Origin of the sequence: Epilithonimonas hungarica (assembly GCF_900102265.1) — a bacterium.
Taxonomy (GTDB): Bacteria; Bacteroidota; Bacteroidia; order Flavobacteriales; family Weeksellaceae; genus Epilithonimonas; species Epilithonimonas hungarica.
Genome location: NZ_FNBH01000003.1, coordinates 384,713 through 410,420 on the forward strand (window position 1 = coordinate 384,713; position 25,708 = coordinate 410,420).

Below are 25,708 nucleotides of genomic sequence, written 5' to 3' on the forward strand. Positions count from 1 at the left end.
CTGTGTTATAGCTTGAAACGTTTAGGGCTTTTACCCGCCGTTTGCTTCGGCGCATCGTTGACCAGTGCGATCGCTTCCTTTAATTGGGGTGCGGACATTACGGATAGGTTTGCCAGTTCCGATTTTTTGAGTAATTGCCCAAAGCCGTCTTTCCTCGCTACCTCCATACGGCTAAGTGAGAATTTGCCATTCAGGTACTTTACCCACATACTGCATTCTACACGGGGTTTGACATCGCCCCACCATTGTAGGTAGCCTGTCAGCAATAAGTCCTGCTTAGGCAAACTGTCTGCACCTTTTTGGCAGCTTTCGAGGAAATCGCTGATGCTGTCTTTCAGCTTTCCGGCATACGCACCCTGCGTATGGAAATACCCGTTGTATCCTTTGTCAGTAAGGATTTTTGCAAACGTGCTTAAATCTGATAATGCTTCCATAAGATTGTTTTTAGCGTTCGATGACCTCTATATCCTTATTTTCCACGACTGCAAATTTTTCAATATTGAAGCCCTGCGGATTATTGTCGGAGCGAACGGAGTTGACGAGATAGCAGGTAGTAATCAGGTTACGCCTGGTTACATTGCTTGACCGAATGATGAACTGTTTGGCATAGGTGCGCACTGCATAGGGATAGTTGTCGAAATTGCAAACCACACTATCCACCTCTATGCGTTGCTGCACATTCCCTGAAATGATACGGCTGTAATAGCCCTTTTCCGACAAGTCTTTGTAGTAATCAAAGGCACTTTTATCGGCAAGGTTGAATGCCCTGCTCATATTGCTTTCAATAGCGTTCTTGTCGGGTGCAAGCGTAAAGAACAGTTCGTGAAATCTCCTAACGTGTTCCCTTGCTTCAACCGGGCGGTTGATGCTCGCATCCTGCGATAAGGCAAGCATCAGGGATTTGCCGTTATCCAGTACATAGATTTTTTGGCGTTGTTCTTCTGCAAAGCGGTAGGAACGCCATACGGCGTAACCTACCACGCTAATGCAGAGAACCGCAAACACAATGGCATATAATCTTATCTGCCTAAAGCTGTTTTCGATATTTCTTAGCGTTTTAAATTCCATTTTTTAGAATGATTTAATTGTTTTTATTTCCCCATTAGTTTGCCACCGATATTTCCTGCTGCTGAACCGGCTCCGGCTCCGGCGATGTTTCCAGCTTTCATTGCTGTGGAGTTTACATTGCGGGTAAAGTTTCCTGCGCCTCCGGCTTGGATTACCCAACCTGTTACTGTCGGAATAGTGAAGTACCCGATGATGCCGATAATCATAAATATGATATACACGGTATTGCTCGTATCAGGTATAAAGGTGGGGTCGGCAAGCATTGCTATATCCCGTTCTAAAATGAGGGATTGTATTCTTGCCAACATTGAGCTGAACAAATCCGAAACGGGAAGCCACAGGTAAACGCTGACGTACCTCGTGAGCCATTGCGTGAGCGTGGACTGAAAGCCATCCCATACGGAAATAGCAAAGGCTATTGGTCCGAGTATGGAGAGGACTATCAGGAAAAACGTTCGTATGGTATCAATGACCAAAGCAGCCGCCTGAAAGAGTATTTCCAGTAGATTGCGAAACCAATCCTTTATGGCTTTCTCTATCTTGTACGCTTGCCTGTCCATATACATACCCGCCATTGTTCCAATGTCGGAGGGCGACCAACCCAATTCGTCCAGTTTTTTATCAAACTCTTCGTCTGATACCATATAGGCGGTTTCGGGGTTTCTTACCATTGCCTCGTATTCCAACTGGTCTTTCTGCTGTTGCAGCTTGTTCAGGTCAAGCACCTGGTCTTCGAGTATTTGGTGGGTTCCTACTACCACAGGACTTAGTACCGCATTGATGGTTCCCAATACGATGGTTGGAAAGAACATTATGCAAAGCCCCAAAGCGAACGGGCGCAGCAAAGGGAACATATCAATAGGTTCGGCACGGCTTAAAGCCTGCCAAACCTTTAATGCCACATAGAACAATGCTCCCAATCCCGCCAAACCCTTAGCGACTGCCGCCATATCGCCTGCAAGCGGCATCATATCATCATAAAGCGACCGCAGAAGTTCGTGAAGATTATCCCATTCCATAGTTTACCAGTATTTTTGGTTAGCAGTTCCGTAGAGTTCAAGTACTCTTTGGGCATCGTTTTTCTTTTTCGCTCTTAGGTAGCTTACAGAAATGTTCTTGTTGGTGTAGTAGCGTACAAGGCTGTGGTAATCCTTTACCTCTTTGTACACACGGTCAATAATATCCATACGCTCTTTGTCATTCAGCGAAAGGCTTGAAGAGGTTATAATCTGTTTCAGTTCTTTTAGCAGTTCGGTACTTTCATTAAGGAGTGCTGAATAACCGTTACCAATGGCGACCAATTCCTGCGGTGTGAAATTTGGGTCGTTCATCATTTTACCAAAATTCTGCACGTACATTTCGGAAACATCGCCTACCAACAATACCGTTTGCTGCACCTTACGGGCATCTTTCACAAGGTTGTTGATGGCTTTCAGCTTGTCGTAGTATTCCTTACCCTGCTCGTACACTTTCTTCACTTCGTTGAAGTTCTTAACCACATTGCTTACAGTGGAAGAAGTCTGCACGATTTCGTTTGCAGAGTTGATAATGCCCGAAGCCAAATTAGCGGGGTCGGTTACAACCCACTGGGCTTTTGCTGACGGTGCTACGGCGAGCATCAGTGCCGTACACACCAGATACAATACTTTTTTCATTGTTTCTGAATTTTAAAATGTTAATGACTATTGATTTGAATTGTCCCGCCTTTGCATTGCGATATGCTTAATGGCGAGTTCTACATTACCGTCCAGTTCGGAAGCAAGCTGCATTACTTCCATTTTTTCGGTTTCTTCGGTCGTATAGGCGAGGTATTCCTCCAAACTAACTTCGGTGGCATAGACTGCCGAGTGCGTACCACCTAAGCCAATCCAAACCTCTTTGTAAAGTCGGCTTGCATCGTTGTTCATATTGATGGAAAGTACCTGCCCTTTCTCTTTGTCCGTCAATCCGAGCATCGCCTGTATGTCATCAAACTTGTTCATATACTTGCGTTGGTCAAGCAGGATTTTACAGTCGGAGTTGTTGATGATACTTTCTTTCACAATAGGCGACTGGATGATGTCGTCCACTTCCTGCGTTACGACAATCGCCTCCCCGAAGAATTTGCGGACAGTCTTAAACAAGTACTTGATGTATTCTGCCATTCCCTCTTTGGCAATCGCTTTCCAAGCCTCCTCAATTAAGATGAGCTTGCGAATACCTTTCAGTCGGCGCATCTTGTTGATGAACACCTCCATAATGATAATCGTGACTATGGGAAAGAGGATTTTGTGGTCTTTAATCGCATCAATTTCAAACACGATAAAGCGTTTGGAAAGCAGGTCTAACTGCTTGTTTGAGTTCAGCAGGTAATCATATTCGCCATCCTTGTAATAGGGTTCGAGAACGTTCAGGAAATTGGCAATGTCAAAATCTTTTTCCCTGACCTGCTTTTCTTCCAGTACCTTGCGGTAGTCGCCTTTCACATACTCATAGAAACCGTTGAATGACGGGTAAATATCTTGCTGTTTGATACGTTCGATATAACCGCTTACCGCATTGGAAAGGGCAACTTCTTCTGAACGGGTTGGCGGTTCATCATCACGTTTCCATAAGGTCAGTATCAGGGTTTTAATACTTTCCCGCTTTTCAATGTCGAACACACCATCATCGGTATAGAAAGGATTAAAGGCAATCGGGTTATCTTCGGTATAAGTGAAGTAAACACCGTCTTCGCCTTTGGTCTTTCCTTTGATGAGTTCGCATAAACCCTGATAAGAGTTACCTGTATCTACCAACAGTACGTGTGCGCCCTGTTCATAATACTGCCGTACCATATGGTTCGTGAAGAACGATTTACCACTTCCCGATGGACCAAGTATAAACTTGTTCCGGTTCGTGATGATACCACGCTTCATAGGCAGGTCGGAAATATCCAAATGGATAGGTTTTCCTGTAAGCCTGTCAGCCATCTTGATACCGAACGGCGAGGGCGAATTGTGGTAGTTGGTTTCTTCCGTGAAGAAGCACAATGCAGGCTCAATAAAAGTGTAAAAACTTTCCTCACTGGGGAAGTCGCCAGCATTGCCCGGCATTCCTGCCCAATACAAGGTCGCTACGTCCGTTGTGTTGTGGCGTGGCTTACATTCCATAAGTGCTAACGCACTACCGCAATCATTCTTTAGCTGCTTCAGTTCCGCAGGGTCTTCCGACCACGCCATAATGTTGAAGTGCGCACGGATAGATGACAGCCCGAAGCTGTGGGCTTCGTTCAGGTACTTTTCTATCCACTCTTTGTTGATTTGGTTGGCACGGCTATACCTTGCCAGTGAGTGCATATTCCTTGCAGACTTCTCAAACTTTTGCAGGTTGTCTTCGCTGTTATCTATAAACAGGTATTGGTTGTAGATGTGGTTGCAGCTTAACAACAAGCCCACAGGTGCGGCGAATGATAAACGGCAGTCGCTCCGGTCGGTGGACAGTTTTTCGAAACGGGTATCTGCCGATACCGTTCCGGGCAAATCGTCGGTATCTGAAAGCGTGTGCAGGCTTAACCTTTTATTGCCTATGCGCACTTCTTCGGTTCCGAGTGCGATGTCCTGCATCGGCGTTCCGGCTCCCCTCGATAGCGTGAGGTATTGCTCCAGTAACCCCTGCGTGTCGTCGGTTCCGATAATTTCATCTTCGGTCAGACGTTTCAGGCTTACAAAACCGCTATCGTTCACGATACGCTCAAACTGTGCTACCGCTTCCATAAAACGGTGTATCGTTTCCTTGTTCCTGATTTCCTTTGGTATCAGCGAACCTTTGCAAAGCGAACTGAAGTTGCTTTGCATCCGCATACGCTCTTTGGAGGTCTTCGTAAGGAACAGGTAACAATAGTGGTTTAAAAACGGTCGCTCGTTAAAATGGCGTTGATAAGACTTTGATAAAAAGCTCTGGTCTTCCTGTGCCAAGTCGGGCGCATAGTTCTCCTTAATGTACCAATCCTGTTTGTGAATGACCGTAAAATCCGGTAAGGTCTTGATAGCCTTGTGCCAAGCGGAATGTATGGCTTCATACTCGATAGATGCTACCGTAAACAGTTCCGGCAAACGCACTTCAAAACAGGCGGTAATGTCCGCATCTTTGGAAAGGATGCAGTTGTTCTCTACTGCCAACAAAGGAAATTTGTTTTCCAGTGTGGTGGTCTTTGCAACATTTCTCATAGGGCATTCTGTTTAGGAGTGAATTTTAAATAGCGGTGTACAGGCTTGCGGCAGATGATGTGGCGGGGATGCCGTTTATTGGCTGCGATTTTCATCAGCCCGTGTTCGCCGTACTTCCTGTTCAGTGAAAAGGTCTGCCATACAATGAGCGAAGCACCGCCTGCTCCGAGGAAAAGGCAGATGTATGAGTTTACGCCTGCCATATACAGTATCATCACGAAAATGAGCGTACCGAGCAAGCCCCCCGCAAAAATGAACAGGTACTGCGCCTTTAGCCCTTTAAATTCCACCGTTCTGCCGATGCCTTTGTTGATATTGTAATTCATAAGGCAAGGGTTTAAAGGAAGAATGAACGCAGGATAGTAGCCGCTACAATCAAGAAGATACACGCACCGAACCACGAAGCCGCCGTTTTCGATGTATCGGGGTCGCCGGAACTAAATTTGTTGTACACTTTAACGCCCCCTATTAACCCGACGACCGCACCGATGGCGTAAATTAACTGGGTTGCGGGGTCGAAATAAGAGGTTACCATTTGGGTAGCCTCGTTGATACCTGCCGAGCCATTTCCCTGTGCGAACACACCAATTCCTGACAGCATAGCCACTGCTGCCAGCAAAACTTTTTTTCTTTGTTTTTCCATAATTGAAACACATTAATTTGTTACTGTTTATCCCGCACCTTGCGAGCTTTCGGGACAAATGTCTTATGGAAAAAGAGGCGTTACCGTAAAGTGGCAGTCAGAGGAAGTGTTTGGCTGTGAGTGGCTTTGTAACAGGTGTTTGAGCAAAAAAAAATGCCAAACTTTTTACAGTTTGACGTTTAGTAACCCGGTTTTTCATTTACATCTTTCGCCCCTTTTTTCGTTGTAGTTTTTCGGTCGCTTTTTCTTGCAGCTTGTCAGCTTTCAGATTGCTTTTTATCAAACCAACAAGAAAGGTTTTTTCCCACGGTATTTGCTTTGCGGTAAATTGTAATTTCAAGCCCTGTTTATCCAGTCCGTGCCTAAGCTCAAACCCGTAGTGCCTGTTCCACCCAATCCTGTCAAGCAATCTTTGGGAGGAGAACTGCACAGCAATTAAATCTTTGGGCAGCTCTTTGATAGTGCGGTAGTCCGGCTCCTGAAATTCGTGTGTCTTCGGGTTGTATGGAATGGTGTAGGCTCTTTTATCTTCGTCATAGTAGTTCTGTATATTGGAGAACACAATTCCTTTAGAAAGAAAATCGTCTTTAGGTCGCAGCATATCCATACGAATATCTACATAGAACGTATGCCCTGCAATATCCACCGTTGGCAGCATTCCTTTGTTTACACGCAAGTCGTATGCTTTCTCATCAACTATATTTTTTTCCGGCTTTGCTTCTGCCTTTTTCTGCTGCACACCAACTACCCAATCAATATAGCCTTTTGCATCATCCATATTGTGCGGTACGGACTTTCTTTGCCCGGACAGCTTGCTATCATCAAGCCCGATGGTAAAGCCGTGATTGGGGAACTCATCAGAACGATAAACGATAATGAGATTATTTATGTCTTTGCCAACAACATTGTTTTTGTGGCTTGCTATGGTATGTCCTTTATATTCCTCGAATATGTAGTCAGGGTCATCTTTATTAATCATACCTGTATTATTAAATTGATTAACTATTCATTTTTTATCAGCTTGCTACACCTTTAAAACATAGGGGAGCCGTCTTTCAGACAAACTCCCCAATGTCAAAATCACTCAAATCACTTTTCCGCAAGGTGGAAGAACTGTTGTCCGTTTCAGCCGAAAGTGTGCTATCCAAAAGCTCGGCAATTTTTCGGGAAGCACCCTCTATGGAATTTTCCAGTAGGCTGAATAATTCAGTTCCCTGTAATTTCTGAACTATGGCTACCGCTGTTTCCTTTTGAGCGTGTTCCAAATTCTCTTTTTGGAGCAACGCCCCTACGGATGTTAGTTCGTCATAGGTAACACCTTGTGCTAAACCGTTATCGCCACCTGATATTCCGTACCTGTTCCATTCTTCTTCCTCTTCTCTCAAATCAGGCTTACTGAAAACTTCGTCCAGCTCTTCCTGCGGAATTTGAATGCTGACATTTTCATTTTCGTCATATTCAATGTCTAAATTATCGAGGTTTATCTCGGCTTCAGCTATTTGGCTTTCATTGGCAGTGTTTGGTAGGGATTGGCTTTTTACTGGCTTAGGCTGCCCCATAATATCGGGCAAATGCGGATTTACTTTTTCCTGTGTCGGCTTTTGCTCCGACCTTTTGTGAATGACAATCTTGTCCTGCAAAAGCAGAGCAATAACTATCAGCAGGCATATTACTATTACAATTTCCATAGCTATATAATGGGTTTAAAACGTTCGTTGAAATAATCTGTAATGTCATCCCCGAACTCCCTAAAGTGGTGTTCAAGAATGTTATCAATGTATGAGTAAAGCGTAGTTTTTTCTTCCCTCGTTAGTTGCACGATACGGAGCAATCTCTCGTGGTATTCGGGACGGATATAAACAACCTTTCCGCTTCGACCGGAGGGGAAACGATTGACCATAAACGTTTCTTCATAATCCACTTTCTTTGAGGAACTGCTACGGGCTTTTTCTTTTGGTTTTACTTCTTTCTGTACTTCCTGTTGTTGCTCTTTTTGTTGTGCTTCGGGTACGGCAGCGGTCTGGTTGCCACTCATAATATTCATTATCATTTCTTCATCAACATCAGGCTTGTCAAAGTCTTTTCTTCTTTTATCTGCGGTCATAGCTAAATGATTTTATAAGTTGACAATTTTTAAAAACTCTTCGACAAACATATCTAGCCGGGTTGTTTTCATTAGCAGGGGTTCGGCAGGCAGCAGACTTGACCGGAATACGCTGTTTGGGGTATCGTCCGTTTCTTTTCTGAAACGCTTACTGTCCATTATCCGTGAGTTCATTACAGACAAATGAAGTCCGCTAATGACACTTTGGTACACCTCATATATGCCTGTCTTTTCCCGTCCGTCCACCTGGTTCCAGAACAGCCACATTTTTTGTTCCTTATTACGCTCATCAGTTTCAGGCAGTCCGAGAAATGCTTTTGTAAAGCTCAACGTACTTTCCATAACCAAACGGTCGGCAGTGATTGGAGAAAAAATAAAGTCCATTGTTCTTAGGGTAGTAAGCACTCCTTTTGTATTGGCAGTACCGGGCAGGTCGAAAAATATTACATCCGGCTCTATTGAGGATTGTTCTACATATTCGAGTGCTTTTGACAAAGCATCTTCCGCTTTGCAACTGATAATCGGATATGCCTTTTTATTGATGCTTTGGTACAGTTTCATTGCCGCCCTTTTGTGGTAATCGTTCTGCATAATGGTTTTCAAATCCCTTTCCCTCATATTGGCTAAACTGTGTTGAGGAAAGTCGCAATCCATTACCAGCACATTAAATCCTAAGCGGTAGTGCAGCACACTGGCGAGCAGTGCAGTCATTGTTGATTTTCCAACACCGCCTTTGGGTGTTGAGAAGCTGATTTTTAAAGTTTCTTTTCTTGTTTCCATTATTTAAAAATTTATTGTTTCCTGTTTTACCTGTTTTGCACGTTTGAATATTTCCGCTTTCCCTTTTTACTGTATGGTTTTCGGGTAAAGTTTAAATGAGGTTTTTTGTACGCTTTGCAGGCTTGTAAGACATATTCTTTGGCAGGTGGTAAACCTTACAAAAGGTAAATTGCTTTACCGCTTTTATGCTTTTACGCTTTTATAGTTTTATGCTTTTAAAACCTTATGCTTTTATTGCAAACTGCCCGTCTGCAAACCCGATTTCTTTTCTTGCTTAACTACATTTTTTACTGCCTTCATTAAAACCGTACAGCAAATAAAGCAGATGATTTTTCTGCTTTGCGGAGTATGGCACTGTTTGGCTTTCAAAGGCAGTGTTTGGCACTGCCGCACTGTACAATGCTTTCGTAGAGAGGGGCTTACTTTGTAAAATGATTTTTATTAATGGATTTATGCAAACATCAACTGACAAATCAAGGAGTAACAGCAACGGCATCGAGCCGTTTTTCCCTGTTACATTCAATCCGTCCCGCAGGGCGGATTTTTGTGTTCACCGGAACACGGCAAGTTGTGTTTTGAGCATCTCGAAACGATTTCCGATGCTCAAAACAACTTGCCCTGCCGGGGGCGGGAAAACACTCTCCGAAGTCGAGGTTTTGTATGGGTTTTAAATGGATTAGTGATGAACGATGACAGCAGAAAACAATTAAAAAAGACCGGACGCCGACCTAAACAAGATCCGGCGAAGATTAGGTACACCATTTCCTTTACTGAAGAAGAACACGCCCGTTTTCTTGCCTTATTTGACCAATCGGGAATGCAGGTAAAGGCCCATTTTATAACGTCCTGCATTTTTGAGAAGACCGTAAAGACCATTCAGATTGACAAAGGAACAGTTGATTTCTATATGCGATTGACTTCGTTTCACAGCCAGTTTCGCTCAATCGGGGTAAACTACAATCAGATCGTAAAGTTGTTGTACAAGAATTTTTCTCAGAAAAAGGCATCTGCATTTCTGTATAAGCTGGAAAAACAGACAGCTGAAATGGTCGAATTGTTCAAAAATGTGGTGGAGATAGCGGAACAATTTGATAAAAAATATCTGAAAAAGCAGTAGCAAAAATGATAGCAAAAATTGGAAGAAGTGCAAATTTATACGGTGCATTGGCGTACAATAATCTTAAAGTTGAAAAGGAAAACGGACAAATTCTGTTTGCCAATAAGATAATTGAAACGTCAAACGGGCAATATTCTGTTGGACAATTAGCCCAATCTTTTGCTCCTTACCTGATAGCGAACCGCAATACGGAAAAACATACCTTGCATATTTCGCTCAATCCTGACCCGAACGACAAGGTAAGTGATGACAAGTTCAGGGAAATGGCAGAACAGTATATGAGGGAAATGGGTTACGGAGAACAGCCTTTTGTGGTATTCAAACATACCGATATTGACCGCAGCCATATCCATATTGTATCGGTTTGTGTGGACGAAAATGGTGTAAAGATTTCGGACAAATTCGAGAAAATGCGGTCTATGAATGTATGCCGAGAGCTTGAAAGGCAACACGGATTGATACCTGCAACGGATAAAGAGCGTAGTCAAAATGATAAGGTTTTCCGTCCGGTAGATTATCGGGCAGGCGATATAAAAAGCCAAATTGCTTCGGTTGTTCGCCACTTATCCAATTATTATAAATTTCAGACTTTGGGCGAATACAATGCCTTGCTTTCTCTGTTCAATATTACCACAGAAAAAGTGGAGGGCGAGTTACACGGCAAGGCACAGCAAGGTTTACTGTACATTCCATTAAATGAAAAGGGTGAAAGAGCCGGGCTTCCGTTCAAGGCATCCTTGTTTGGTAAAAATGCAGGGCTTACGGCTTTGGAATTGCATTTTGCGAAATGCAAAACAACGCTGAAGGATCATCCCACAAAGGCAACCCTAAAAGCGGCCGTTACCATTGCTCTGCAATCGACCAGCAATGAGCAGGCTTTTAAAAAACAGTTGACCGAACAGGGCATTAACGTAGTGGTGCGTAGAAATGAAGCAGGTCGTATTTACGGAATGACGTTTATTGACCATAATTCCAAAACTGTTTGGAATGGTTCAAATTTGGGCAAAGAGCTTTCTGCCAATACCTTTAATGATTATTGGAATAATAATATTAAACCGGAGATCAAAAAAACCGCTATACAACAACCCAAACTATCACAGTCAAACAATAACGAAGATTTGCCCGATGAAAAACCACATCATTTGTTCGATTTTTTACCTACTGAAAAACACGAAGACGGTTTGATCGAAGCATTGGGCGGTTTATTGCCCGAAGCCCAGGGCGACGATTACGAGGAACAGGACTTTGCCAATAAGATGAAGAAGAAAAGAATACGCAAAAAACAATAGAATGTTATGTTAGACGTTTCAAAATTCTTTCATCCTTTGTATTCTAAAGGCATTCAGGATTGCCAGTAATGCCACGCCTACATCTGCAAAAACAGCTTCCCACATTGTTGCTAAACCACCTGCTCCGAGAACTAGTACTATAGCTTTTACACCGAATGCCAATGAAATATTTTGCCAAACAATTTTCTTTGTCTGTTTTCCAATGTTGATTGCCATTGGAATTTTACTGGGCTTATCGTCCTGTATTACCACATCTGCCGTTTCAATGGTCGCATCGCTTCCCAAACCACCCATTGCAATTCCTACATGGCTCAATGCTACCACGGGAGCATCATTCACACCATCACCTACAAATGCTACAGTTTCATTTTTTGATTTAATTTCTTTAACCTTATTTACTTTATCTTCTGGTAATAAATCGCCAAAGGCATTATTAATACCTAATTTATCAGCAACAAATTTTACAACTGTGCTTTTATCTCCACTCAACATAGTGGTCTTTACACCCAATGCCTTTAATTTATCAATGGCAAGCTGTGCATCGTCTTTGATGCTATCGGCAATGGTAATGTAGCCTGCAAATTTTCCACCGTAAGCAATCGCAATTAAGGTGTACACGATTGTGCTTGGATCTAAATCATAAGTGATTTTGAATTTATCCATCAATTTGAAATTTCCAACCAATAATTCTTTCCCGTTTAGATTGGCTTTCAAACCATGGCCTGCAATTTCTTCTGTATTTTCTAGTTTTATTGAATTGTCGATTTCGCCCACATATTGATGAATAGCGGTAGCAACAGGATGTGTACTTTTACTTTCCAAAACGTTAACCATTTTCAGAATTTCTTCTTTATTCAATTCTGTTTTTAATACCACTTCCTGTACTTTGAAAACACCTTCGGTCAATGTTCCTGTTTTATCCATTACAACATTCTGAATACCTGCAAGCACATCTAAAAAATTACTTCCTTTAAATAAAACGCCATTTTTGGAAGCTGCACCAATTCCACCAAAATAGCCCAAAGGAATACTGATGACTAAAGCACACGGACAAGAAATAACCAGGAACACCAATGCCCTGTACAACCATTGGCTAAATACATAGTTTTCAACAAAGAAATAAGGAAGTATTGTGATTAATATTGCCAACAGGACAACAATTGGGGTATAAATTTTTGCAAATTTTCGAATGAATAATTCTGTTGGCGCTTTTTGGGCAGTGGCATTTTGTACCAATTCCAATATCTTTGAAAGCTTGCTGTCAGTATATGCCGTTGTCACTTTTACCTGTGCAACGGTGTTCAGGTTTATCATTCCCGCCAATACAGTTTCGCCTTTTGTTCTGGTGTCTGGCTTACTTTCTCCTGTAAGTGCTGCGGTATTAAATGAAGCGGTTTCGGATAACAATTCGCCGTCCAATCCTAATTTTTCTCCAGGCTTTAATTGAATGATGCTGCCAATGTTTACTGTTTCAGCTTTTACTGTTTTTGCTTCATTGTTTTCTAGAACCGTTACTTCATCCGGTCTTTGGTCTAACAAGATTTTGATGTTAGCTTTGGCTTTTGTTACGGCTAAAGTCTGGAATACTTCGCCAACGGCGTAAAACAGCATCACGGCAACACCTTCCGGATATTCTCCTATAGCAAAAGCTCCTACGGTAGCAATGCTCATCAATAAAAACTCTGAAAATATTTCCCCTTTTCTGATGCTTTCAAATGCCTCTTTAATAACTGGAAATCCAACGGGTATATACGCTACTACATACCATGTAATTCTTACCCAACCTGTAAACCAGGATTGGGTAAACCAATTATCAAAAGCGATGGCAATCATCAGTAATGCAAAACTGATAATGGCAGGTAAAAACATCTGAAAGGGAGATTTGTCAGTACTACCGTGGTTGTGCCCGTCATCATTGCTGTGTCCGTGATTGTGCCCGTCATCGTCATGATGCTTTTCCAATAACTTTTTAGCATTGGCATCGGTATATATTTTTTCTTCCTGTGGTGTGCAACAAAGCTGTTTGCCTTGTGCATCGTATTTATGTTTATGCTCCATTAAAGTAGTCTTTTAGTTGTTTCTTCCAATAACCAATTTCGAAGACGGGAAAACCTTGTAATAATTTCTAAATTCATGTTTCTTAAACCACAAGATTTTTATGTAGGGCCGTAGTTTTTCTGCCAGAAAAAGTTCTTCAAACTTTGCTTATTATATCCAAAAAGTAAATATACAAAAAATGCACCTTGCTATTATATAGATACCATCTGGTGGCGATAACATAACGCCAAACACCGCCATCCACTGCCAATGATTGCCACATTCTTATGGTAGGTTTTTACTGCCTTTAAATTAACGCCCGAACATTAAAACTTATAATAATGCAGGGAGAAGACGATTTAAGAGGATTAGCCAAAATAATGGCTTTTATGCGGGCAGTAAGTATTCTTTTGGTACTGATGCACCTTTATTGGTTCTGCTACGGGTTCTTTTTGGAACATGGCTGGACACTGGAAATTATCAATAAAATATTGGGCAACTTTGACCGTACGGCAGGTTTGTTCTCACACACCTTATATACCAAAGTATTTGCTTTGGTATTGCTTGCACTAAGCTGTTTGGGAACCAAGGGAGTGAAGAACGAAAAAATAACCTGGTCTAAAATTTATGCGGCTTTGGGAGTTGGCTTTGTCCTCTTTTTTCTGAATTTCCCTTTTTTGAAACTACCAGTATTAACTGCTACATTTTTTTATATCCTTACTACAGCTTTAGGCTATATCGCATTAATGGTTGCCGGAGTTTGGATGAGCCGGTTGCTTCGTACCAACCTGATGGATGATGTTTTCAACAACGAGAACGAAAGTTTTCAGCAGGAAACCAAGCTGATGGAAAACGAATATTCTGTTAATCTTCCCACGAAGTTCTATTACAAAGGAAAATGGAATAACGGCTGGATCAATATCGTCAATCCATTCAGGGCATCAATCGTATTGGGTACTCCGGGTTCTGGAAAATCGTATGCCATCGTAAACAATTACATCAAACAGCAGATAGAGAAAGGTTTCAGTATGTACATCTACGATTTCAAGTTTGACGACCTTTCTACCATTGCTTACAATCACTTGCTGAAGCACAGGGACAAGTATAAAATTCAGCCCAAATTCTACGTCATCAACTTTGACGACCCACGCAAGAGCCACCGTTGTAATCCGTTGAACCCCGACTTTATGACGGACATTTCGGATGCTTACGAAGCGGCTTATACCATTATGCTAAACCTCAACAGGTCGTGGATACAGAAGCAAGGTGATTTTTTCGTGGAAAGCCCAATTATCCTGTTGGCAGCAATAATCTGGTATCTGAAAATTTATGAAAATGGTAAGTATTGTACATTTCCACACGCCATTGAATTGCTCAATAAAAAGTATTCAGACGTATTTACCATCTTGACTTCCTATCCCGATTTGGAAAACTACCTATCGCCTTTCATGGACGCCTGGCAAGGCGGTGCACAAGACCAATTACAAGGGCAGATTGCATCGGCAAAAATTCCTCTATCGAGAATGATTAGCCCACAATTATATTGGGTAATGACCGGAGATGATTTTACGCTAGACATCAACAACCCCAAAGAACCAAAGATTTTGTGCGTGGGCAATAATCCCGACCGTCAGAATATCTATTCCGCAGCATTGGGTTTGTATAATTCAAGAATTGTAAAACTCATCAACAAAAAAGGACAATTAAAGAGTTCGGTTATCATTGATGAGCTGCCTACAATTTACTTCAGAGGCTTGGACAACCTTATCGCCACTGCCAGAAGCAACAAAGTTGCAGTTTGCTTAGGCTTCCAGGATTTTTCGCAGTTGATAAGGGATTATGGCGATAAGGAAGCCAAGGTTATTCAAAATACGGTTGGTAATATATTCAGTGGGCAGGTAGTTGGAGAAACGGCAAAAAGCCTTTCGGAACGTTTCGGTAAGGTATTGCAGAAACGCCAAAGTATGACCATCAACCGCAACGATAAATCTACCTCTATTTCCACACAGTTAGACAGCCTTATTCCGGCTTCCAAAATTTCAACGCTTACACAGGGAATGTTTGTTGGTTCCGTGTCTGATAATTTTGACGAACGCATCGATCAAAAAATATTTCACGCAGAAATTGTAGTGGATAATGACAAGGTAGCTGCCGAAACCAAAGCCTATCAAAAAATACCAGAAATTTTATCTTTTGTGGATGAACAGGGCGAGGATAAAATGAAACAGCAAATTGAAAGCAATTACCGCCAAATAAAACAAGATATTGTACAGATTATCGAAACGGAATTGGAGCGTATCAAAAACGACCCTGATTTACAGCATTTGGTGCAGCAGGGATAATTTGTTTATAGGTATTCAAAAAACAGGCTTTGCAATTTCAAAAGCAAAGCCTGTTTAAAACCACAAGTTTATTTTTGAGTGAAGTCATCAAGAGTTTGTTCCATTGGTGGTTCGGCTATGTCTGACGCATCGTCAATCGTCATTTCCACGATGAATTTATCTTTCGGAATACGAAATTTCTTCATATTGACGAGCCAATCATTTTCTGTTTGCCGATAACCCAAAGGTAAAATTACCGTGCTTTTATAACCACTGCCCTTCAGATTTAAAAGTTCGTCCAATTTTTCCGCAATAAAACCTTCCATTGGTGTAGCATCCACTTTTTGTTCCGCCGCTGCGGCAATTGCCATAGCAAAAGAAATATAGCTTTGTTTTGCAGCGTGATGGGCTTGCCATTCTTGTCCTGCTTCCTCATATAGATTTAAGATAGTTTTTCTGTATGAATCCATAGTGTTATGAGGTAAATTCCGTTCATCCATCATATCGTTGAAAACACCTTCAATCCGATCGTCGCTATAACCATCCCAAGCTATCCAAATCAACAGATGTGAACAGTCTGTAATCTGGCTTTGATGATATGAAAATCCTTTGATTTTTTCCAATAAAGCCCTATCAGAGATTACAATGATTTTGTACTGTTGTAGTCCTGAAGAAGATGGGGCTAATCTTGCAGCTTCTAATATATAATCTAATTTTTCTTTCGGAATCTTCTGTCCGTTCATCTTCTTTGTAGCATAACGCCACTTTAAGTCTTCTATTAAAGCCATACTGTAAATTTTAATCGTTTAAAGCCACAAATTTAGAGGTTAATTGTTTATTTTTGCTACCAAGTATCTAAAAGTAACAGTAACTTTTGAGTAACTATGTAACTTATGGCAGACGATAAATTCCAAAAAGATTGTAAGAAAAAAATTATGGCGGTTCACGATGCAATGGATGTGCTTAACGGCAAATGGAAAATATCCATTGTCGCCTCGCTATGTTATCACAACAAAAGGAGGTTTTCAGAAATTTTAAATGACGTAAACGGGATTTCCAACAAAATGCTGAGCAAAGAACTAAAAGAGTTGGAAATAAACAAACTTGTAAAACGCACCGTTTTAGATACACAACCTGTCACCGTTCAATACGAACTTACTGAATACGGTAAAAAGTTACAAACCGTGATAAAAAATCTTACGGATTGGGGTGCGGAACACCGAAAAGAAATAATCGGAAAATAGTTACTTTCTTTCTGGCATCAACGATCAGCTACATATCCTTTGTTGATGAAAGCGGAGAAGATAATATGAAGCAGCAGATTGAAGGCAATTACAGCCAGATAAAGGGAGACATTTTGAATATTGTAGAAAACGAATTGGAACGCATCAAGAATGACCCCGATTTACAGCATTTGGTACAATAGGGATAACGGTCGGATAGCGTGGCTTGATTGAAAAAGCTGTCATTCTATTACACAAACCTTGTTCTGATTTCATCAGTTTTTTCAGTTTATATTTTCAATAGCTAAAATTCATCAAAAAAATATACCTTTTGGTATATTTTTTCATTAACTTTGTACCCAATTAGTTTGTTTTAATCTTGGAAGAGTATGACAAAGGCAGAAAGAACAAGACAATTTATTATAGAGAAATCAGCCCCTTTATTCAACATAAAGGGATATGAAAGCACATCTTTATCTGACATTCAGGAAGCCACTAAGCTAACTAAAGGGGCTATCTACGGAAATTTTTCTGATAAAAACGAATTGGCAATTGCAGCTTATAATTTTAATTGTTCCTACGCAATCGGGTTAATAAATAAGGCGGTAGCAAAAGCAGCAACGGCGAGGGAAGCCCTAATTGCTTACCCGAATTATTATGCTAAAAATTGGCAAACTGTTTTTAAAACAGGTGGCTGCCCATTGATGAACGCAGCAGTAGAAGCAGACGACCACTTGCATTATTTGAGGGATAGCGTTCGCAATGGGATGAAGCGATTTATGGAAACGTTGCAACTGACCATTGAGCGTGGGCAAGCAAATAACGAGTTCAAGGCAAAAGCCAATTCGGAAGAATATGCGGCATTGATATACAGTATAATGGAGGGAAATATAATGTTGGCCAAGATTATGAATGACCCAAAGTATTTTCAAATTGCAGCAAGGCATATAGAAAGCATTATTGAACGGGAATTGTCAGTGTAATTTTTTTTGAATATTAATATACCGATGGGTATAATAAAAATCAAGATAAACAGATGAAGTCGGTAAAAAAATTCATAAATAAAATCTTGAAAAAGATAGCAGCCTTTTTAAATAAGGCTTATGACAGAGATTGGTACGGGCATCTGTAAAACAAAAGAAAAAAGTGTTTTATAGTGCCGACAAAACGTACAGCTATTTGAAACCTGTTGGTATATCTGTCATAGTAATTGAGAATTTGAATATTTAATTAAACCCAAAGAGGATATGAGTAAGAAAGATAGAACAAGAACCCATGAGTGGGCAAACCCCTTGGAGTTGGCAGCACAGGCAAAAACAATGTCCGGCTTTGATTTTCTGAAAGGCATTTTAAATGGCGAAATACCACAAGCACCCATAGCAGAAACATTAGGTTTCCACCCATTGAGTTTGGAAAAGGGAAAAGCTGTTTTTGAATTTGAGCCACAGGAATTTCACTACAATCCTATTGGCAGCGTTCACGGCGGCGTAATTACTACCGTGTTGGATACGGTTATGGGTTGTTCGCTTCAATCCGCATTGCCACAGGGCGTAGCATATACTACATTGGAACTGAAAGTAAATTTTCTTAAAGCAGTTAGCCATAAAAACGGTAAACTGAACTCTACAGGGAAAATTATCCATTTGGGCAAAAGCACGGCACTTGTGGAAGCTGACCTAAAAGACGAAGACGGAAAAATATATGCGCACGGAGTTTCAACATGTATGCTGTTCAATCTTTAACCTTAATCCTTATTGAAATAAACCAATAATACAATGATAACAATAAGCAACTTCAATAAATCAGACCAAAGGGAAGCGAAAAATTTCGTTCTGAATATTCAGAATGTTGAATTTCTGTTAGGGTTCACAGAGGCAGAACAGCCCGACCTTGGCGACTTGGAAAAGTTTTATTCTAATGGTGGATTTTGGGTTGCAAAAACAGACAATGAAATCATTGGTACGATTGGCTTACAAAGACTTAATGACAGCAATGGGATATTGAGAAAAATGTTTGTGAAGAAAGAGTACAGGGGAAAAGCGTTTGGTATAAGCCAACAACTTTTTGACACACTGATTGACTTCGCAAAAGCCAATGAAATAAAAAATATCTGGTTAGACACGCCGGGCATTGCAACAGCATCCCACAAGTTTTATGAACGTAACGGCTTTCGGCCGGCAGATAAAACAAACTTACCACAAGGGTATGTATATCCTGACAGAAATTCCAAAATATACACACGAACAATCAACTGAAAAATATGGGTAGTAAAGGCTACACCGATTACCCAGCCATCCATTAATTACATAATTACAGAATAATAAACAGTCTAATTTTTAAACACATAAAAACAATGGCAAATTCAAAAATTTTTGAGCCTTACAACAAAAACGGCTTGCAACTCCGTAACCGTATCGCAATGGCACCGATGACACGTTCACGCTCTGCCAATGAAGGGAATGTAGCAACAGAACTAACTGCTACATACTACCAACAACGGGCTTCCGCAGGGCTGATTATTACGGAGGGAACCACCATCAGCGAAGAGGCCATAGGCGTAGTAAATGTTCCCGGTATTTACACACAGGCACAGGTAGCAGGTTGGAAATTAACTACCCAAGCCGTGCACCAAAAAGGCGGAACAATCTTCGCACAGCTTTGGCATACGGGAGCGTATTCACACGCTGACCTGCACAACGGCAAAAAACCGTTAGCACCATCAAACGTCAATCCCAATCAACAGGTGTTTACGGCATCAGGCTTCAAGCCTTCCGAAGACCCCCAGCCAATGACCATTGAAGATATAAAAAGAACAGTGGCAGATTTTAAGCAAGCAGCAATCAATGCGTTTGAAGCAGGGTTTGATGGTGTAGAATTACACGGAGCAAACGGCTATCTGTTGCAGCAATTCTTTTCAAAAAATTCAAATACCCGAACCGATGAATACGGCGGATCTATTGAAAACCGTGCCCGTATTCTTTTTGAAATCCTGGATGAACTGAAACAAGCAGTGGATATCGCAAAAGTAGGCGTCCGTTTTAATCCCTCTCTGAACGGCATTATGGGCATCTTGGTTGACGATGAAACTGTAGCCCTGTACGATTATATCGTAAACAGGCTGAATGATTACGGCTTGGCTTATATCCACTTGACGGAGCCGTTTACAGACGTTACCGACAACGCAGATGCCATACAGGAAGTAGCAAAGCATTTTCGCAAAATATACAAAGGTACCATCATCATCAACAGAGGCTTTACCAAAGATACAGCCAACGAAGTTTTGAATAATGGCGATGCCGATTTAGTATCATTTGGAACACTGCTTCTTGCCAATCCCGATTTGGTGGAGCGTTTCAAAACCGATGCACCGCTTAATCAGCCCGATGAGGAAACCTTTTACACACCGGGAGAAAAAGGATATACCGATTATCCGGCCATTAACAAATAATCAACAATCGTTTAATTTTAAATACAATACAATGAAAGTAACAGGAAATACCGTCTTCATCAGTGGCGGAAGTGCCGGAATTGGTTTGGCAATCGCAAAAAAACTAAGTGCCGCAGGCAACAAAGTTATCATCAACGGGCGTAGTGAAGAACGCTTACAAAAGGCGTTGAAAGAATTGGATAATGCCATTGCCATTCAGGGCGATTTATCGGTAGAAGCCGACAGGCTCCGCATTGCGGCACAGCTAAAAGAGCAGTACCCAGATGTAAACATCATCATCAACAATGCAGGAGCCGCATTCGGGTATTTGTTAAGCGAAACCACCAATGCACACGAAAAGGCGCAGATAGAAATGAATACAAACTATTTTTCTGTAATCCATTTCACGGAATTGTTGTTGCCCCACTTGCTACAAAAAGAAGAAGCCGCAGTAGTCAATATTTCTTCTATTGCTGTTTATGGCAGCCATAAGTTTTTACCAACTTACGGAGCAACTAAAGCGGCTTTGCACGGTTATACATCCGCATTACGAATGACTTACGAAGAACAAAAAAATGTTCAGGTCTACGAAGTATATCCGCCATTGGTAAACACTGAATTTTCTGCGGAAATAGGCGGTGCAAACGGTATTCCACCGTCAGAAGTTGCAGACGAGCTGTTTGTTGCACTGGAAAAAAATCAGTTTGAGGTTCCTGTGGGCGAAACAAAAAAATACGCGGCGGCATTGGAGGAAGCATTTGCAAACCTTTCCCGTACCAGAGGATAAACTTCTATGGTAATGAACTACTGCCGGCAACAATACCGGCAGTAGTTGTACCAATAATTTAATCGTTAAACAGAAAACAATATTTATGAAAAAAGTAGTTGTAGCAGGCAGTGGGGTTTTAGGCTCACAAATAGCATTTCAAACAGCGTTCCATCATCATCAGGTGGTAGTATATGATTTAAAGGACGAATTTCTTGAGAAAGGAAAGGAAAAAATACGGCTTCTTTTCGATGATTATAAAAGGGATCTAAATGCCACGCAGGAACAATTGGATGCTGCATTCACAATGATCTCTTACTCATCAGTTCTCCGGGAAGCGGTACAAGATGCCGATATTGTTATTGAGGCAATTCCTGAAAACATACAAATCAAAAAGGATTTCTACATCGAGTTAGGAGCTTTAGCACCAGATAAAACCATCTTCTGTACCAATTCTTCCACATTATTGCCAAGCCAGTTTGCAGCAGAAACAGCCAGGCCTGAAAAGTTTTTGGCACTGCATTTTTTGAATGGAGTATGGAAGAATACCATAGTGGAAGTGATGAGGCATCAGGGAACCGCCCCCGCTGTATTTGAGGAAATAGTCGCCTTTTCCAAATCCATTGGTTTAACCCCTTTGCAATTACGCAAAGAACAGCCAGGATACATTACCAACTCATTAAGTGTTCCGTGGGTTGCGGCAGCTTTGAGATTATGGGCAGATGATGTGGCCGACTTCCAAACAATAGATAAGACGTGGAATATCGGTATGAACACTAAATTCCCTCCGTTTGCATTTATTGATGCGGTTGGTTTGAACACAGCTTATAATATTATGAAAAATCTGTCCGAACAGCAAAATGACAGCATACTTGAAAAAGGTGCTAACAGGCTTAAAGAGGATTATATTGAAAAGGGCAAGCTGGGCGTTTCCACAGGCGAGGGATTTTACAAGTACCCTAACCCCGCCTATCTGGATGAACAGTTTTAAAGTGAAAATAAAAAATGGAAAATAGAAAACAAACAGGTCTGAAAAATCTGCACTTGTTGGTTTCAGTAGTGCTTGTATTTGCAATTGCATTGACTTACGGTTTCTTTCCTGAAAAAATCATTCCGGCTCTGGCAGACATCAGAACGGATAGCAATGACCTTAGCAATGCTTTTAAAGCCGTTATGGGTTTGTATTTGGGGATAGCCGCTTTTTGGGCACTTGGTATTGCACGTTCCCAATTTTGGAAGTCCGCTACGCTGGTCAATATATTCTTTATGTTCAGTCTGGTTATAGGAAGAATAACCAGTCTGGCAATAGACGGTTTTCCAACCCCAAGTATGCTTTCCGGTATCGTGCTTGAACTGTTATTAGGAATATGGGGACTGATAAGTCTTAGTGTTTATTCCAAAAGACCGGATATAGGATTATAAATTTAGGACGACAAAGGAACGCATCATCAAATAAGGGCAGTTTGATATCCTGTTGGTGCAGCAAAAAAAAACTTCAAATAAGGTGCTATGGAATTAAGGGAAAAAACAACTCACGAACAGGATTTATTCATCACGATCATTCTCAAAAACTGGCTTTTACAGGTAAAGCGTGGCAAAGTGCTTCTTGACGGCATTAGCGAAGATGAAATAATGAAAGAAGTTGCTCCGGGAAAAAACAGGGGTATCTACATTGTGGGACACATTATTGCTTACCACGACCTGATGGGCGAAATTCTTGGTTATGGAAAACGAAAGTATCCACAGTTGCAGCCAATTTTTATTGAAGCTGCGGACAAGTCCGGTTTGGAAATGCCCGGCTACGCTGAACTAAAAGCCCTGTATGAGGACGTGCATAAGCATATTGCCGAACAACTCGAAGTTCTTCCGACAGAACAATGGTATCAAAGGCACGAGGCAATGACCGATGAGGATTTTAAAAAAGACCCCACTCGCAACAAACTTAATGTCTTAGTGAGCCGCATCAGCCACTTGGCTTATCACCTGGGGCAACTTAGACTACTTAAATAAACTTATGAATTTAAAAGAAAAAACAATATTGGTAACGGGTGGAGCATCAGGCATAGGGCTTGAAGCAGCCAGACAGTTTTTAGAAATCGGAGCAAAGGTTATCATCACGGGCAGAAATCAGGACAAACTGAATGCAGCAAAAAAGCTGTACCCGAATTTGATTGCCATAAAGAGCGATGTCGCCAAAGAAGAAGATGCCGTTTCCCTTTTCAAACAGGTAAAGGAGCTGGGCGGTATTGATATTCTTTATAACAATGCAGGCGTAGGCGTTCCACCGTTAAATTTAGGTATTGCCGATGAAAGGCATTTGGAAAATGCTACATATGAGATAAACATCAATTACCTGGGTGTTATCCGTTTGAACAATCTTTTCTTGGATATACTGAAATCAAGAAAAGAGAGTGCTATCATCAATACAACTTCCATACTTAGTTATGTCCCCTCATTGCTTGAAGCTACCTATTCGGCTTCAAAGGTTGCTTTGAAATTTTATACCCAATCGCTTCGGGAACATTTACGGATTGCAAACAGCAATGTAAAAGTGTTTGAACTGTTACCGCCATTGGTTGCTACCGAAATGACGGCAGGAAGAAACGACAAGAAGTTAAGTCCTGAAAAATTAGTACAAGGGTTGATAAGCGGATTGGAAAACGACCAGTACACCATTCGTGTGGGCGATACAAAAGCAGTTTATTTCATCAACAGGCTTTTTCCAAAACTGGCGTTTAACCTGGTTAACCCGAAAAAGACGGACGAACAATTAAAACCATAAAAATGAATATTATGAATAAAATAAGAAACGCCCTTTTGCTTGGTTGTGGCATTTTCCTGTTGGCAAGCTGCACAGGGAATGAAAATGCAAAAACACCTGTAAATCGGGTTGAATACAAAACCGACAGCGTTAAAGTGAATGGCAATTATTTCACTTATCGAAAGACAGGAACAAATACCAAAACAGCCATTCCGCTTATTTTATTCATACATACCCGTGGCAACTTGGATAGCTGGGATGGCGCATTGATTGAAAAATTGGCATCGGAACGTACTGTTATTACTTTCAATAATCGTGGTGTGGCAAGTTCAGGCGGACAAACGCCCGAAAGTTTTGCGTTAATGGCGGAAGACGGTTATCAATTCATCAAGGCACTTGGTTATGATAAAGTGGATGTGCTTGGTTTTTCAATAGGCGGTTGCGTAGCACAGGAATTACTTGTATCACACAATGAAATTGTACGCAATGCGATATTGGCGGGAACTTCGCCCAAAGGAGCAACAAGCATCAACCAGCGTGACCCTAAAATTGCTGAAATGGTGACAAGACCTACATTGGGACTGGACGAGTTTTTAGCACTCTTTTTCAATGCTTCCGACAAAAGCCGTGAATTGGGAAAGGCATTTTGGGAACGTAAACAAAACAGCAAATACCCGAAAGATGTGGTAGTGAGTAAAGAAGCTGCCAAGGCACAAGCCAAAGCCAGGTTAGATTGGGGAAATGATACACTAAACACTATCAATTACAAAAACATAACCAACCCTGTTTTAGTAGCCAATGGAAAAGTAGATGTCCAGATGCCTACGCATAATTCGGTTGACCTGTATAACCTGCTGCCAAATGCCCAGCTTAATCTATATCCCGATGCAGGACACGGATTTTTGTTCCAATATCCTGAAATTGTCGGTAGTGATATAAACCGGTTTTTAAACTCAAATAATTGATAAAAAAGAGGATGAAAGCATTTACAATAAACCGTTACAGCAAGGAAGATAAATTGCAATTGGTTGAAGTTCCCGAGCCTATCGTTAAAGAAAATGACGTGTTGGTAAAAATCCATTCGGCAAGCATCAATCAATTAGATGCGAAAATAAAAAGTGGCGAGTTCAAATTATTACTTCCATACAAGTTCCCTTTGATTTTAGGACACGATGTAGCAGGTATAATAACCAAAGTGGGTTCCAAAGTCAGCCGTTTCAAAGTTGGAGATGAAGTGTTTGCCCGTCCTGCTGATTTCCGTATCGGCACTTTTGCGGAATACATTGCCATCAATGAAAGCGATGTTGCCCTAAAGCCCGCAACTATTTCAATGGAAGAAGCGGCATCCATCCCGTTGGTTGCACTAACGGTTTGGCAGGCATTTGTTGAAAAAGCAAAACTTCAAAAAGGGCAAAAAGTATTTATACAGGCAGGTTCCGGCGGTGTCGGAACTATTGCCATTCAATTAGCAAAACATTTGGGGGCAACCGTAGCCACAACCACAAGTGCCAGTAATTTTGAATTGGTCAAAAGTCTTGGAGCCGATGTTGTCATAGATTATCGGAAAGAAGATTTTGAAAATGTATTGATAGATTATGATTTGGTATTGAATAGTCAAGATGTTAAAACGCTCGAAAAATCATTAAATATTCTAAAAGAAAGAGGAAAAGTCATTTCGATTTCCGGACCACCTGATACGGCTTTTGCAAAAGAAATCGGTCTGTCCTGGTTGATGAAAACCGTTATTTTCTTTTTGAGTAGAAAAGTCAAAAACCAGGCAAAAAAACTCGATGTAGATTATTCTTTTTTGTTTATGCAAGCCAACGGCAAGCAGTTGGCACAAATCAGCTCATTGATTGAAACCGGTGTTATCCGCCCCGTTATAGACAAAGTTTTTCCGTTTGAACAGACCAATGAAGCATTCTCCTACGTAGGAAGCGGACGGGCAAAAGGAAAAGTAGTGATAAAGGTTCAATAGTAAAATC

General features: G+C 41.2%; 28 protein-coding genes. 15 read left to right on the forward strand and 13 right to left on the reverse strand.

All coding sequences use genetic code 11. The annotated features are described in order from the left end of the window. Window positions 1–5: 5 nt before the first annotated feature. From BLT30_RS13570 to BLT30_RS13620, 11 genes are all read right to left on the reverse strand, one after another. Window positions 6–434 carry a hypothetical protein gene (locus BLT30_RS13570; RefSeq protein WP_089874076.1) on the reverse strand — a complete coding sequence of 143 codons (429 nt, stop codon included), beginning with the start codon at window positions 432–434 and terminating at the stop codon, window positions 6–8. 10 nt (window positions 435–444) lie between these two features. Continuing rightward, complete coding sequence (gene traK / locus BLT30_RS13575; protein WP_089874077.1) at window positions 445–1,068, reverse strand: conjugative transposon protein TraK; 624 nt, start codon at window positions 1,066–1,068, stop codon at window positions 445–447. Window positions 1,069–1,091: 23 nt separating this feature from the next. Then, the gene (gene traJ, locus BLT30_RS13580) at window positions 1,092–2,087 is read right to left on the reverse strand and encodes a conjugative transposon protein TraJ (protein WP_089874078.1); all 996 of its coding nucleotides are present in this window, start codon (window positions 2,085–2,087) and stop codon (window positions 1,092–1,094) included. A gap of 3 nt (window positions 2,088–2,090) precedes the next feature. Beyond that, on the reverse strand, window positions 2,091–2,723 hold the full coding sequence (locus BLT30_RS13585; protein WP_089874079.1) for a DUF4141 domain-containing protein: 633 nt from the start codon (window positions 2,721–2,723) through the stop codon (window positions 2,091–2,093). A 27-nt stretch (window positions 2,724–2,750) separates the two neighbouring features. After that, window positions 2,751–5,255: a TraG family conjugative transposon ATPase gene (locus BLT30_RS13590; RefSeq protein WP_089874080.1), complete on the reverse strand. Its 2,505-nt coding sequence runs from the start codon at window positions 5,253–5,255 to the stop codon at window positions 2,751–2,753. Next, the gene (locus BLT30_RS13595; RefSeq protein WP_089874081.1) at window positions 5,252–5,581 is read right to left on the reverse strand and encodes a DUF4133 domain-containing protein; all 330 of its coding nucleotides are present in this window, start codon (window positions 5,579–5,581) and stop codon (window positions 5,252–5,254) included. Before BLT30_RS13595 ends, BLT30_RS13590 begins: the two co-directional genes overlap by 4 nt. Before the next feature lie 11 nt (window positions 5,582–5,592). Continuing rightward, window positions 5,593–5,898 (reverse strand): DUF4134 domain-containing protein, encoded by a 306-nt coding sequence (locus BLT30_RS13600; RefSeq protein WP_089874082.1) that lies wholly within the window; start codon window positions 5,896–5,898, stop codon window positions 5,593–5,595. A gap of 199 nt (window positions 5,899–6,097) precedes the next feature. Next, on the reverse strand, window positions 6,098–6,877 hold the full coding sequence (locus tag BLT30_RS13605; protein ID WP_089874083.1) for a hypothetical protein: 780 nt from the start codon (window positions 6,875–6,877) through the stop codon (window positions 6,098–6,100). Between the two features lie 76 nt (window positions 6,878–6,953). After that, the gene (locus tag BLT30_RS13610) at window positions 6,954–7,586 is read right to left on the reverse strand and encodes a conjugal transfer protein TraD (RefSeq protein ID WP_089874084.1); all 633 of its coding nucleotides are present in this window, start codon (window positions 7,584–7,586) and stop codon (window positions 6,954–6,956) included. Between the two features lie 2 nt (window positions 7,587–7,588). Beyond that, on the reverse strand, window positions 7,589–8,002 hold the full coding sequence (locus BLT30_RS13615; protein ID WP_089874085.1) for a DUF3408 domain-containing protein: 414 nt from the start codon (window positions 8,000–8,002) through the stop codon (window positions 7,589–7,591). Window positions 8,003–8,014: 12 nt separating this feature from the next. After that, entirely contained in the window at window positions 8,015–8,782 is a 768-nt protein-coding gene (locus BLT30_RS13620) for a ParA family protein (protein ID WP_089874086.1), read from the reverse strand. Between the two features lie 682 nt (window positions 8,783–9,464). Between BLT30_RS13620 and mobA the strand changes: the two genes are divergently transcribed. After that, window positions 9,465–9,899, forward strand: coding sequence for a conjugal transfer protein MobA (gene mobA, locus BLT30_RS13625; protein ID WP_089874087.1), 435 nt, complete (start codon window positions 9,465–9,467; stop codon window positions 9,897–9,899). Window positions 9,900–9,904: 5 nt separating this feature from the next. Next, entirely contained in the window at window positions 9,905–11,188 is a 1,284-nt protein-coding gene (gene mobB / locus BLT30_RS13630) for a conjugal transfer protein MobB (protein WP_089874088.1), read from the forward strand. A gap of 18 nt (window positions 11,189–11,206) precedes the next feature. On the opposite strand, the gene BLT30_RS13635 is transcribed toward mobB, so the two are convergent. Beyond that, window positions 11,207–13,246: a heavy metal translocating P-type ATPase gene (locus BLT30_RS13635; protein WP_089874089.1), complete on the reverse strand. Its 2,040-nt coding sequence runs from the start codon at window positions 13,244–13,246 to the stop codon at window positions 11,207–11,209. 320 nt (window positions 13,247–13,566) lie between these two features. Between BLT30_RS13635 and mobC the strand changes: the two genes are divergently transcribed. Next, window positions 13,567–15,567 (forward strand): conjugal transfer protein MobC, encoded by a 2,001-nt coding sequence (gene mobC / locus BLT30_RS13640; RefSeq protein ID WP_089874090.1) that lies wholly within the window; start codon window positions 13,567–13,569, stop codon window positions 15,565–15,567. A gap of 68 nt (window positions 15,568–15,635) precedes the next feature. On the opposite strand, the gene BLT30_RS13645 is transcribed toward mobC, so the two are convergent. Further along, a complete protein-coding gene (locus tag BLT30_RS13645; protein WP_089874091.1) occupies window positions 15,636–16,334 on the reverse strand; it encodes a nitroreductase family protein in 699 nt (232 codons plus the stop codon). Between the two features lie 105 nt (window positions 16,335–16,439). Between BLT30_RS13645 and BLT30_RS13650 the strand changes: the two genes are divergently transcribed. The 12 genes from BLT30_RS13650 to BLT30_RS13710 all read left to right on the forward strand — a co-directional run bounded on the left by BLT30_RS13650 (window position 16,440) and on the right by BLT30_RS13710 (window position 25,701). Beyond that, window positions 16,440–16,790 carry a winged helix-turn-helix transcriptional regulator gene (locus tag BLT30_RS13650; protein ID WP_089874092.1) on the forward strand — a complete coding sequence of 117 codons (351 nt, stop codon included), beginning with the start codon at window positions 16,440–16,442 and terminating at the stop codon, window positions 16,788–16,790. Window positions 16,791–17,158: 368 nt separating this feature from the next. Then, complete coding sequence (locus BLT30_RS13660; RefSeq protein ID WP_089874093.1) at window positions 17,159–17,752, forward strand: TetR/AcrR family transcriptional regulator; 594 nt, start codon at window positions 17,159–17,161, stop codon at window positions 17,750–17,752. A 264-nt stretch (window positions 17,753–18,016) separates the two neighbouring features. After that, on the forward strand, window positions 18,017–18,511 hold the full coding sequence (locus tag BLT30_RS13665) for a PaaI family thioesterase (RefSeq protein ID WP_089874094.1): 495 nt from the start codon (window positions 18,017–18,019) through the stop codon (window positions 18,509–18,511). Window positions 18,512–18,544: 33 nt separating this feature from the next. Next, window positions 18,545–19,024, forward strand: a complete 480-nt coding sequence (locus tag BLT30_RS13670; RefSeq protein WP_089874095.1) for a GNAT family N-acetyltransferase — start codon at window positions 18,545–18,547, stop codon at window positions 19,022–19,024. Window positions 19,025–19,122: 98 nt separating this feature from the next. After that, the gene (locus BLT30_RS13675; protein ID WP_089874096.1) at window positions 19,123–20,217 is read left to right on the forward strand and encodes an alkene reductase; all 1,095 of its coding nucleotides are present in this window, start codon (window positions 19,123–19,125) and stop codon (window positions 20,215–20,217) included. 31 nt (window positions 20,218–20,248) lie between these two features. After that, a complete protein-coding gene (locus tag BLT30_RS13680; protein ID WP_089874097.1) occupies window positions 20,249–20,983 on the forward strand; it encodes an SDR family oxidoreductase in 735 nt (244 codons plus the stop codon). Window positions 20,984–21,068: 85 nt separating this feature from the next. Beyond that, window positions 21,069–21,953 carry a 3-hydroxyacyl-CoA dehydrogenase gene (locus BLT30_RS13685; RefSeq protein ID WP_317040536.1) on the forward strand — a complete coding sequence of 295 codons (885 nt, stop codon included), beginning with the start codon at window positions 21,069–21,071 and terminating at the stop codon, window positions 21,951–21,953. A 14-nt stretch (window positions 21,954–21,967) separates the two neighbouring features. Then, window positions 21,968–22,384, forward strand: coding sequence for a DUF4345 domain-containing protein (locus BLT30_RS13690; RefSeq protein WP_089874099.1), 417 nt, complete (start codon window positions 21,968–21,970; stop codon window positions 22,382–22,384). A gap of 87 nt (window positions 22,385–22,471) precedes the next feature. Further along, window positions 22,472–22,972 (forward strand): DinB family protein, encoded by a 501-nt coding sequence (locus BLT30_RS13695; protein WP_089874100.1) that lies wholly within the window; start codon window positions 22,472–22,474, stop codon window positions 22,970–22,972. A gap of 4 nt (window positions 22,973–22,976) precedes the next feature. Then, complete coding sequence (locus BLT30_RS13700) at window positions 22,977–23,744, forward strand: SDR family oxidoreductase (protein WP_089874101.1); 768 nt, start codon at window positions 22,977–22,979, stop codon at window positions 23,742–23,744. A gap of 11 nt (window positions 23,745–23,755) precedes the next feature. Continuing rightward, a complete protein-coding gene (locus BLT30_RS13705; protein WP_175487194.1) occupies window positions 23,756–24,688 on the forward strand; it encodes an alpha/beta fold hydrolase in 933 nt (310 codons plus the stop codon). A gap of 11 nt (window positions 24,689–24,699) precedes the next feature. Next, window positions 24,700–25,701, forward strand: a complete 1,002-nt coding sequence (locus tag BLT30_RS13710) for an NADP-dependent oxidoreductase (protein ID WP_089874103.1) — start codon at window positions 24,700–24,702, stop codon at window positions 25,699–25,701. Window positions 25,702–25,708 lie beyond the last annotated feature (7 nt).

Excerpts from the sequence above, each read along its gene's own strand:
- mobA (WP_089874087.1), top strand. The coding sequence starts at position 9,465 with ATGAACGATGACAGCAGAAAACAATTAAAAAAGACCGGACGCCGACCT.
- BLT30_RS13660 (WP_089874093.1), top strand. The coding sequence starts at position 17,159 with ATGACAAAGGCAGAAAGAACAAGACAATTTATTATAGAGAAATCAGCC.
- BLT30_RS13600 (WP_089874082.1), bottom strand. The coding sequence starts at position 5,898 with ATGGAAAAACAAAGAAAAAAAGTTTTGCTGGCAGCAGTGGCTATGCTG.
- BLT30_RS13700 (WP_089874101.1), top strand. The coding sequence starts at position 22,977 with ATGAATTTAAAAGAAAAAACAATATTGGTAACGGGTGGAGCATCAGGC.
- BLT30_RS13620 (WP_089874086.1), bottom strand. The coding sequence starts at position 8,782 with ATGGAAACAAGAAAAGAAACTTTAAAAATCAGCTTCTCAACACCCAAA.
- BLT30_RS13595 (WP_089874081.1), bottom strand. The coding sequence starts at position 5,581 with ATGAATTACAATATCAACAAAGGCATCGGCAGAACGGTGGAATTTAAA.
- BLT30_RS13670 (WP_089874095.1), top strand. The coding sequence starts at position 18,545 with ATGATAACAATAAGCAACTTCAATAAATCAGACCAAAGGGAAGCGAAA.
- mobC (WP_089874090.1), top strand. The coding sequence starts at position 13,567 with ATGCAGGGAGAAGACGATTTAAGAGGATTAGCCAAAATAATGGCTTTT.
- BLT30_RS13680 (WP_089874097.1), top strand. The coding sequence starts at position 20,249 with ATGAAAGTAACAGGAAATACCGTCTTCATCAGTGGCGGAAGTGCCGGA.
- BLT30_RS13665 (WP_089874094.1), top strand. The coding sequence starts at position 18,017 with ATGAGTAAGAAAGATAGAACAAGAACCCATGAGTGGGCAAACCCCTTG.
- BLT30_RS13610 (WP_089874084.1), bottom strand. The coding sequence starts at position 7,586 with ATGGAAATTGTAATAGTAATATGCCTGCTGATAGTTATTGCTCTGCTT.
- BLT30_RS13675 (WP_089874096.1), top strand. The coding sequence starts at position 19,123 with ATGGCAAATTCAAAAATTTTTGAGCCTTACAACAAAAACGGCTTGCAA.
- BLT30_RS13695 (WP_089874100.1), top strand. The coding sequence starts at position 22,472 with ATGGAATTAAGGGAAAAAACAACTCACGAACAGGATTTATTCATCACG.
- BLT30_RS13685 (WP_317040536.1), top strand. The coding sequence starts at position 21,069 with ATGAAAAAAGTAGTTGTAGCAGGCAGTGGGGTTTTAGGCTCACAAATA.
- mobB (WP_089874088.1), top strand. The coding sequence starts at position 9,905 with ATGATAGCAAAAATTGGAAGAAGTGCAAATTTATACGGTGCATTGGCG.
- BLT30_RS13705 (WP_175487194.1), top strand. The coding sequence starts at position 23,756 with ATGAATAAAATAAGAAACGCCCTTTTGCTTGGTTGTGGCATTTTCCTG.
- BLT30_RS13590 (WP_089874080.1), bottom strand. The coding sequence starts at position 5,255 with ATGAGAAATGTTGCAAAGACCACCACACTGGAAAACAAATTTCCTTTG.
- BLT30_RS13635 (WP_089874089.1), bottom strand. The coding sequence starts at position 13,246 with ATGGAGCATAAACATAAATACGATGCACAAGGCAAACAGCTTTGTTGC.
- BLT30_RS13650 (WP_089874092.1), top strand. The coding sequence starts at position 16,440 with ATGGCAGACGATAAATTCCAAAAAGATTGTAAGAAAAAAATTATGGCG.
- BLT30_RS13570 (WP_089874076.1), bottom strand. The coding sequence starts at position 434 with ATGGAAGCATTATCAGATTTAAGCACGTTTGCAAAAATCCTTACTGAC.
- BLT30_RS13615 (WP_089874085.1), bottom strand. The coding sequence starts at position 8,002 with ATGACCGCAGATAAAAGAAGAAAAGACTTTGACAAGCCTGATGTTGAT.
- BLT30_RS13710 (WP_089874103.1), top strand. The coding sequence starts at position 24,700 with ATGAAAGCATTTACAATAAACCGTTACAGCAAGGAAGATAAATTGCAA.
- traJ (WP_089874078.1), bottom strand. The coding sequence starts at position 2,087 with ATGGAATGGGATAATCTTCACGAACTTCTGCGGTCGCTTTATGATGAT.
- BLT30_RS13645 (WP_089874091.1), bottom strand. The coding sequence starts at position 16,334 with ATGGCTTTAATAGAAGACTTAAAGTGGCGTTATGCTACAAAGAAGATG.
- traK (WP_089874077.1), bottom strand. The coding sequence starts at position 1,068 with ATGGAATTTAAAACGCTAAGAAATATCGAAAACAGCTTTAGGCAGATA.
- BLT30_RS13585 (WP_089874079.1), bottom strand. The coding sequence starts at position 2,723 with ATGAAAAAAGTATTGTATCTGGTGTGTACGGCACTGATGCTCGCCGTA.
- BLT30_RS13690 (WP_089874099.1), top strand. The coding sequence starts at position 21,968 with ATGGAAAATAGAAAACAAACAGGTCTGAAAAATCTGCACTTGTTGGTT.
- BLT30_RS13605 (WP_089874083.1), bottom strand. The coding sequence starts at position 6,877 with ATGATTAATAAAGATGACCCTGACTACATATTCGAGGAATATAAAGGA.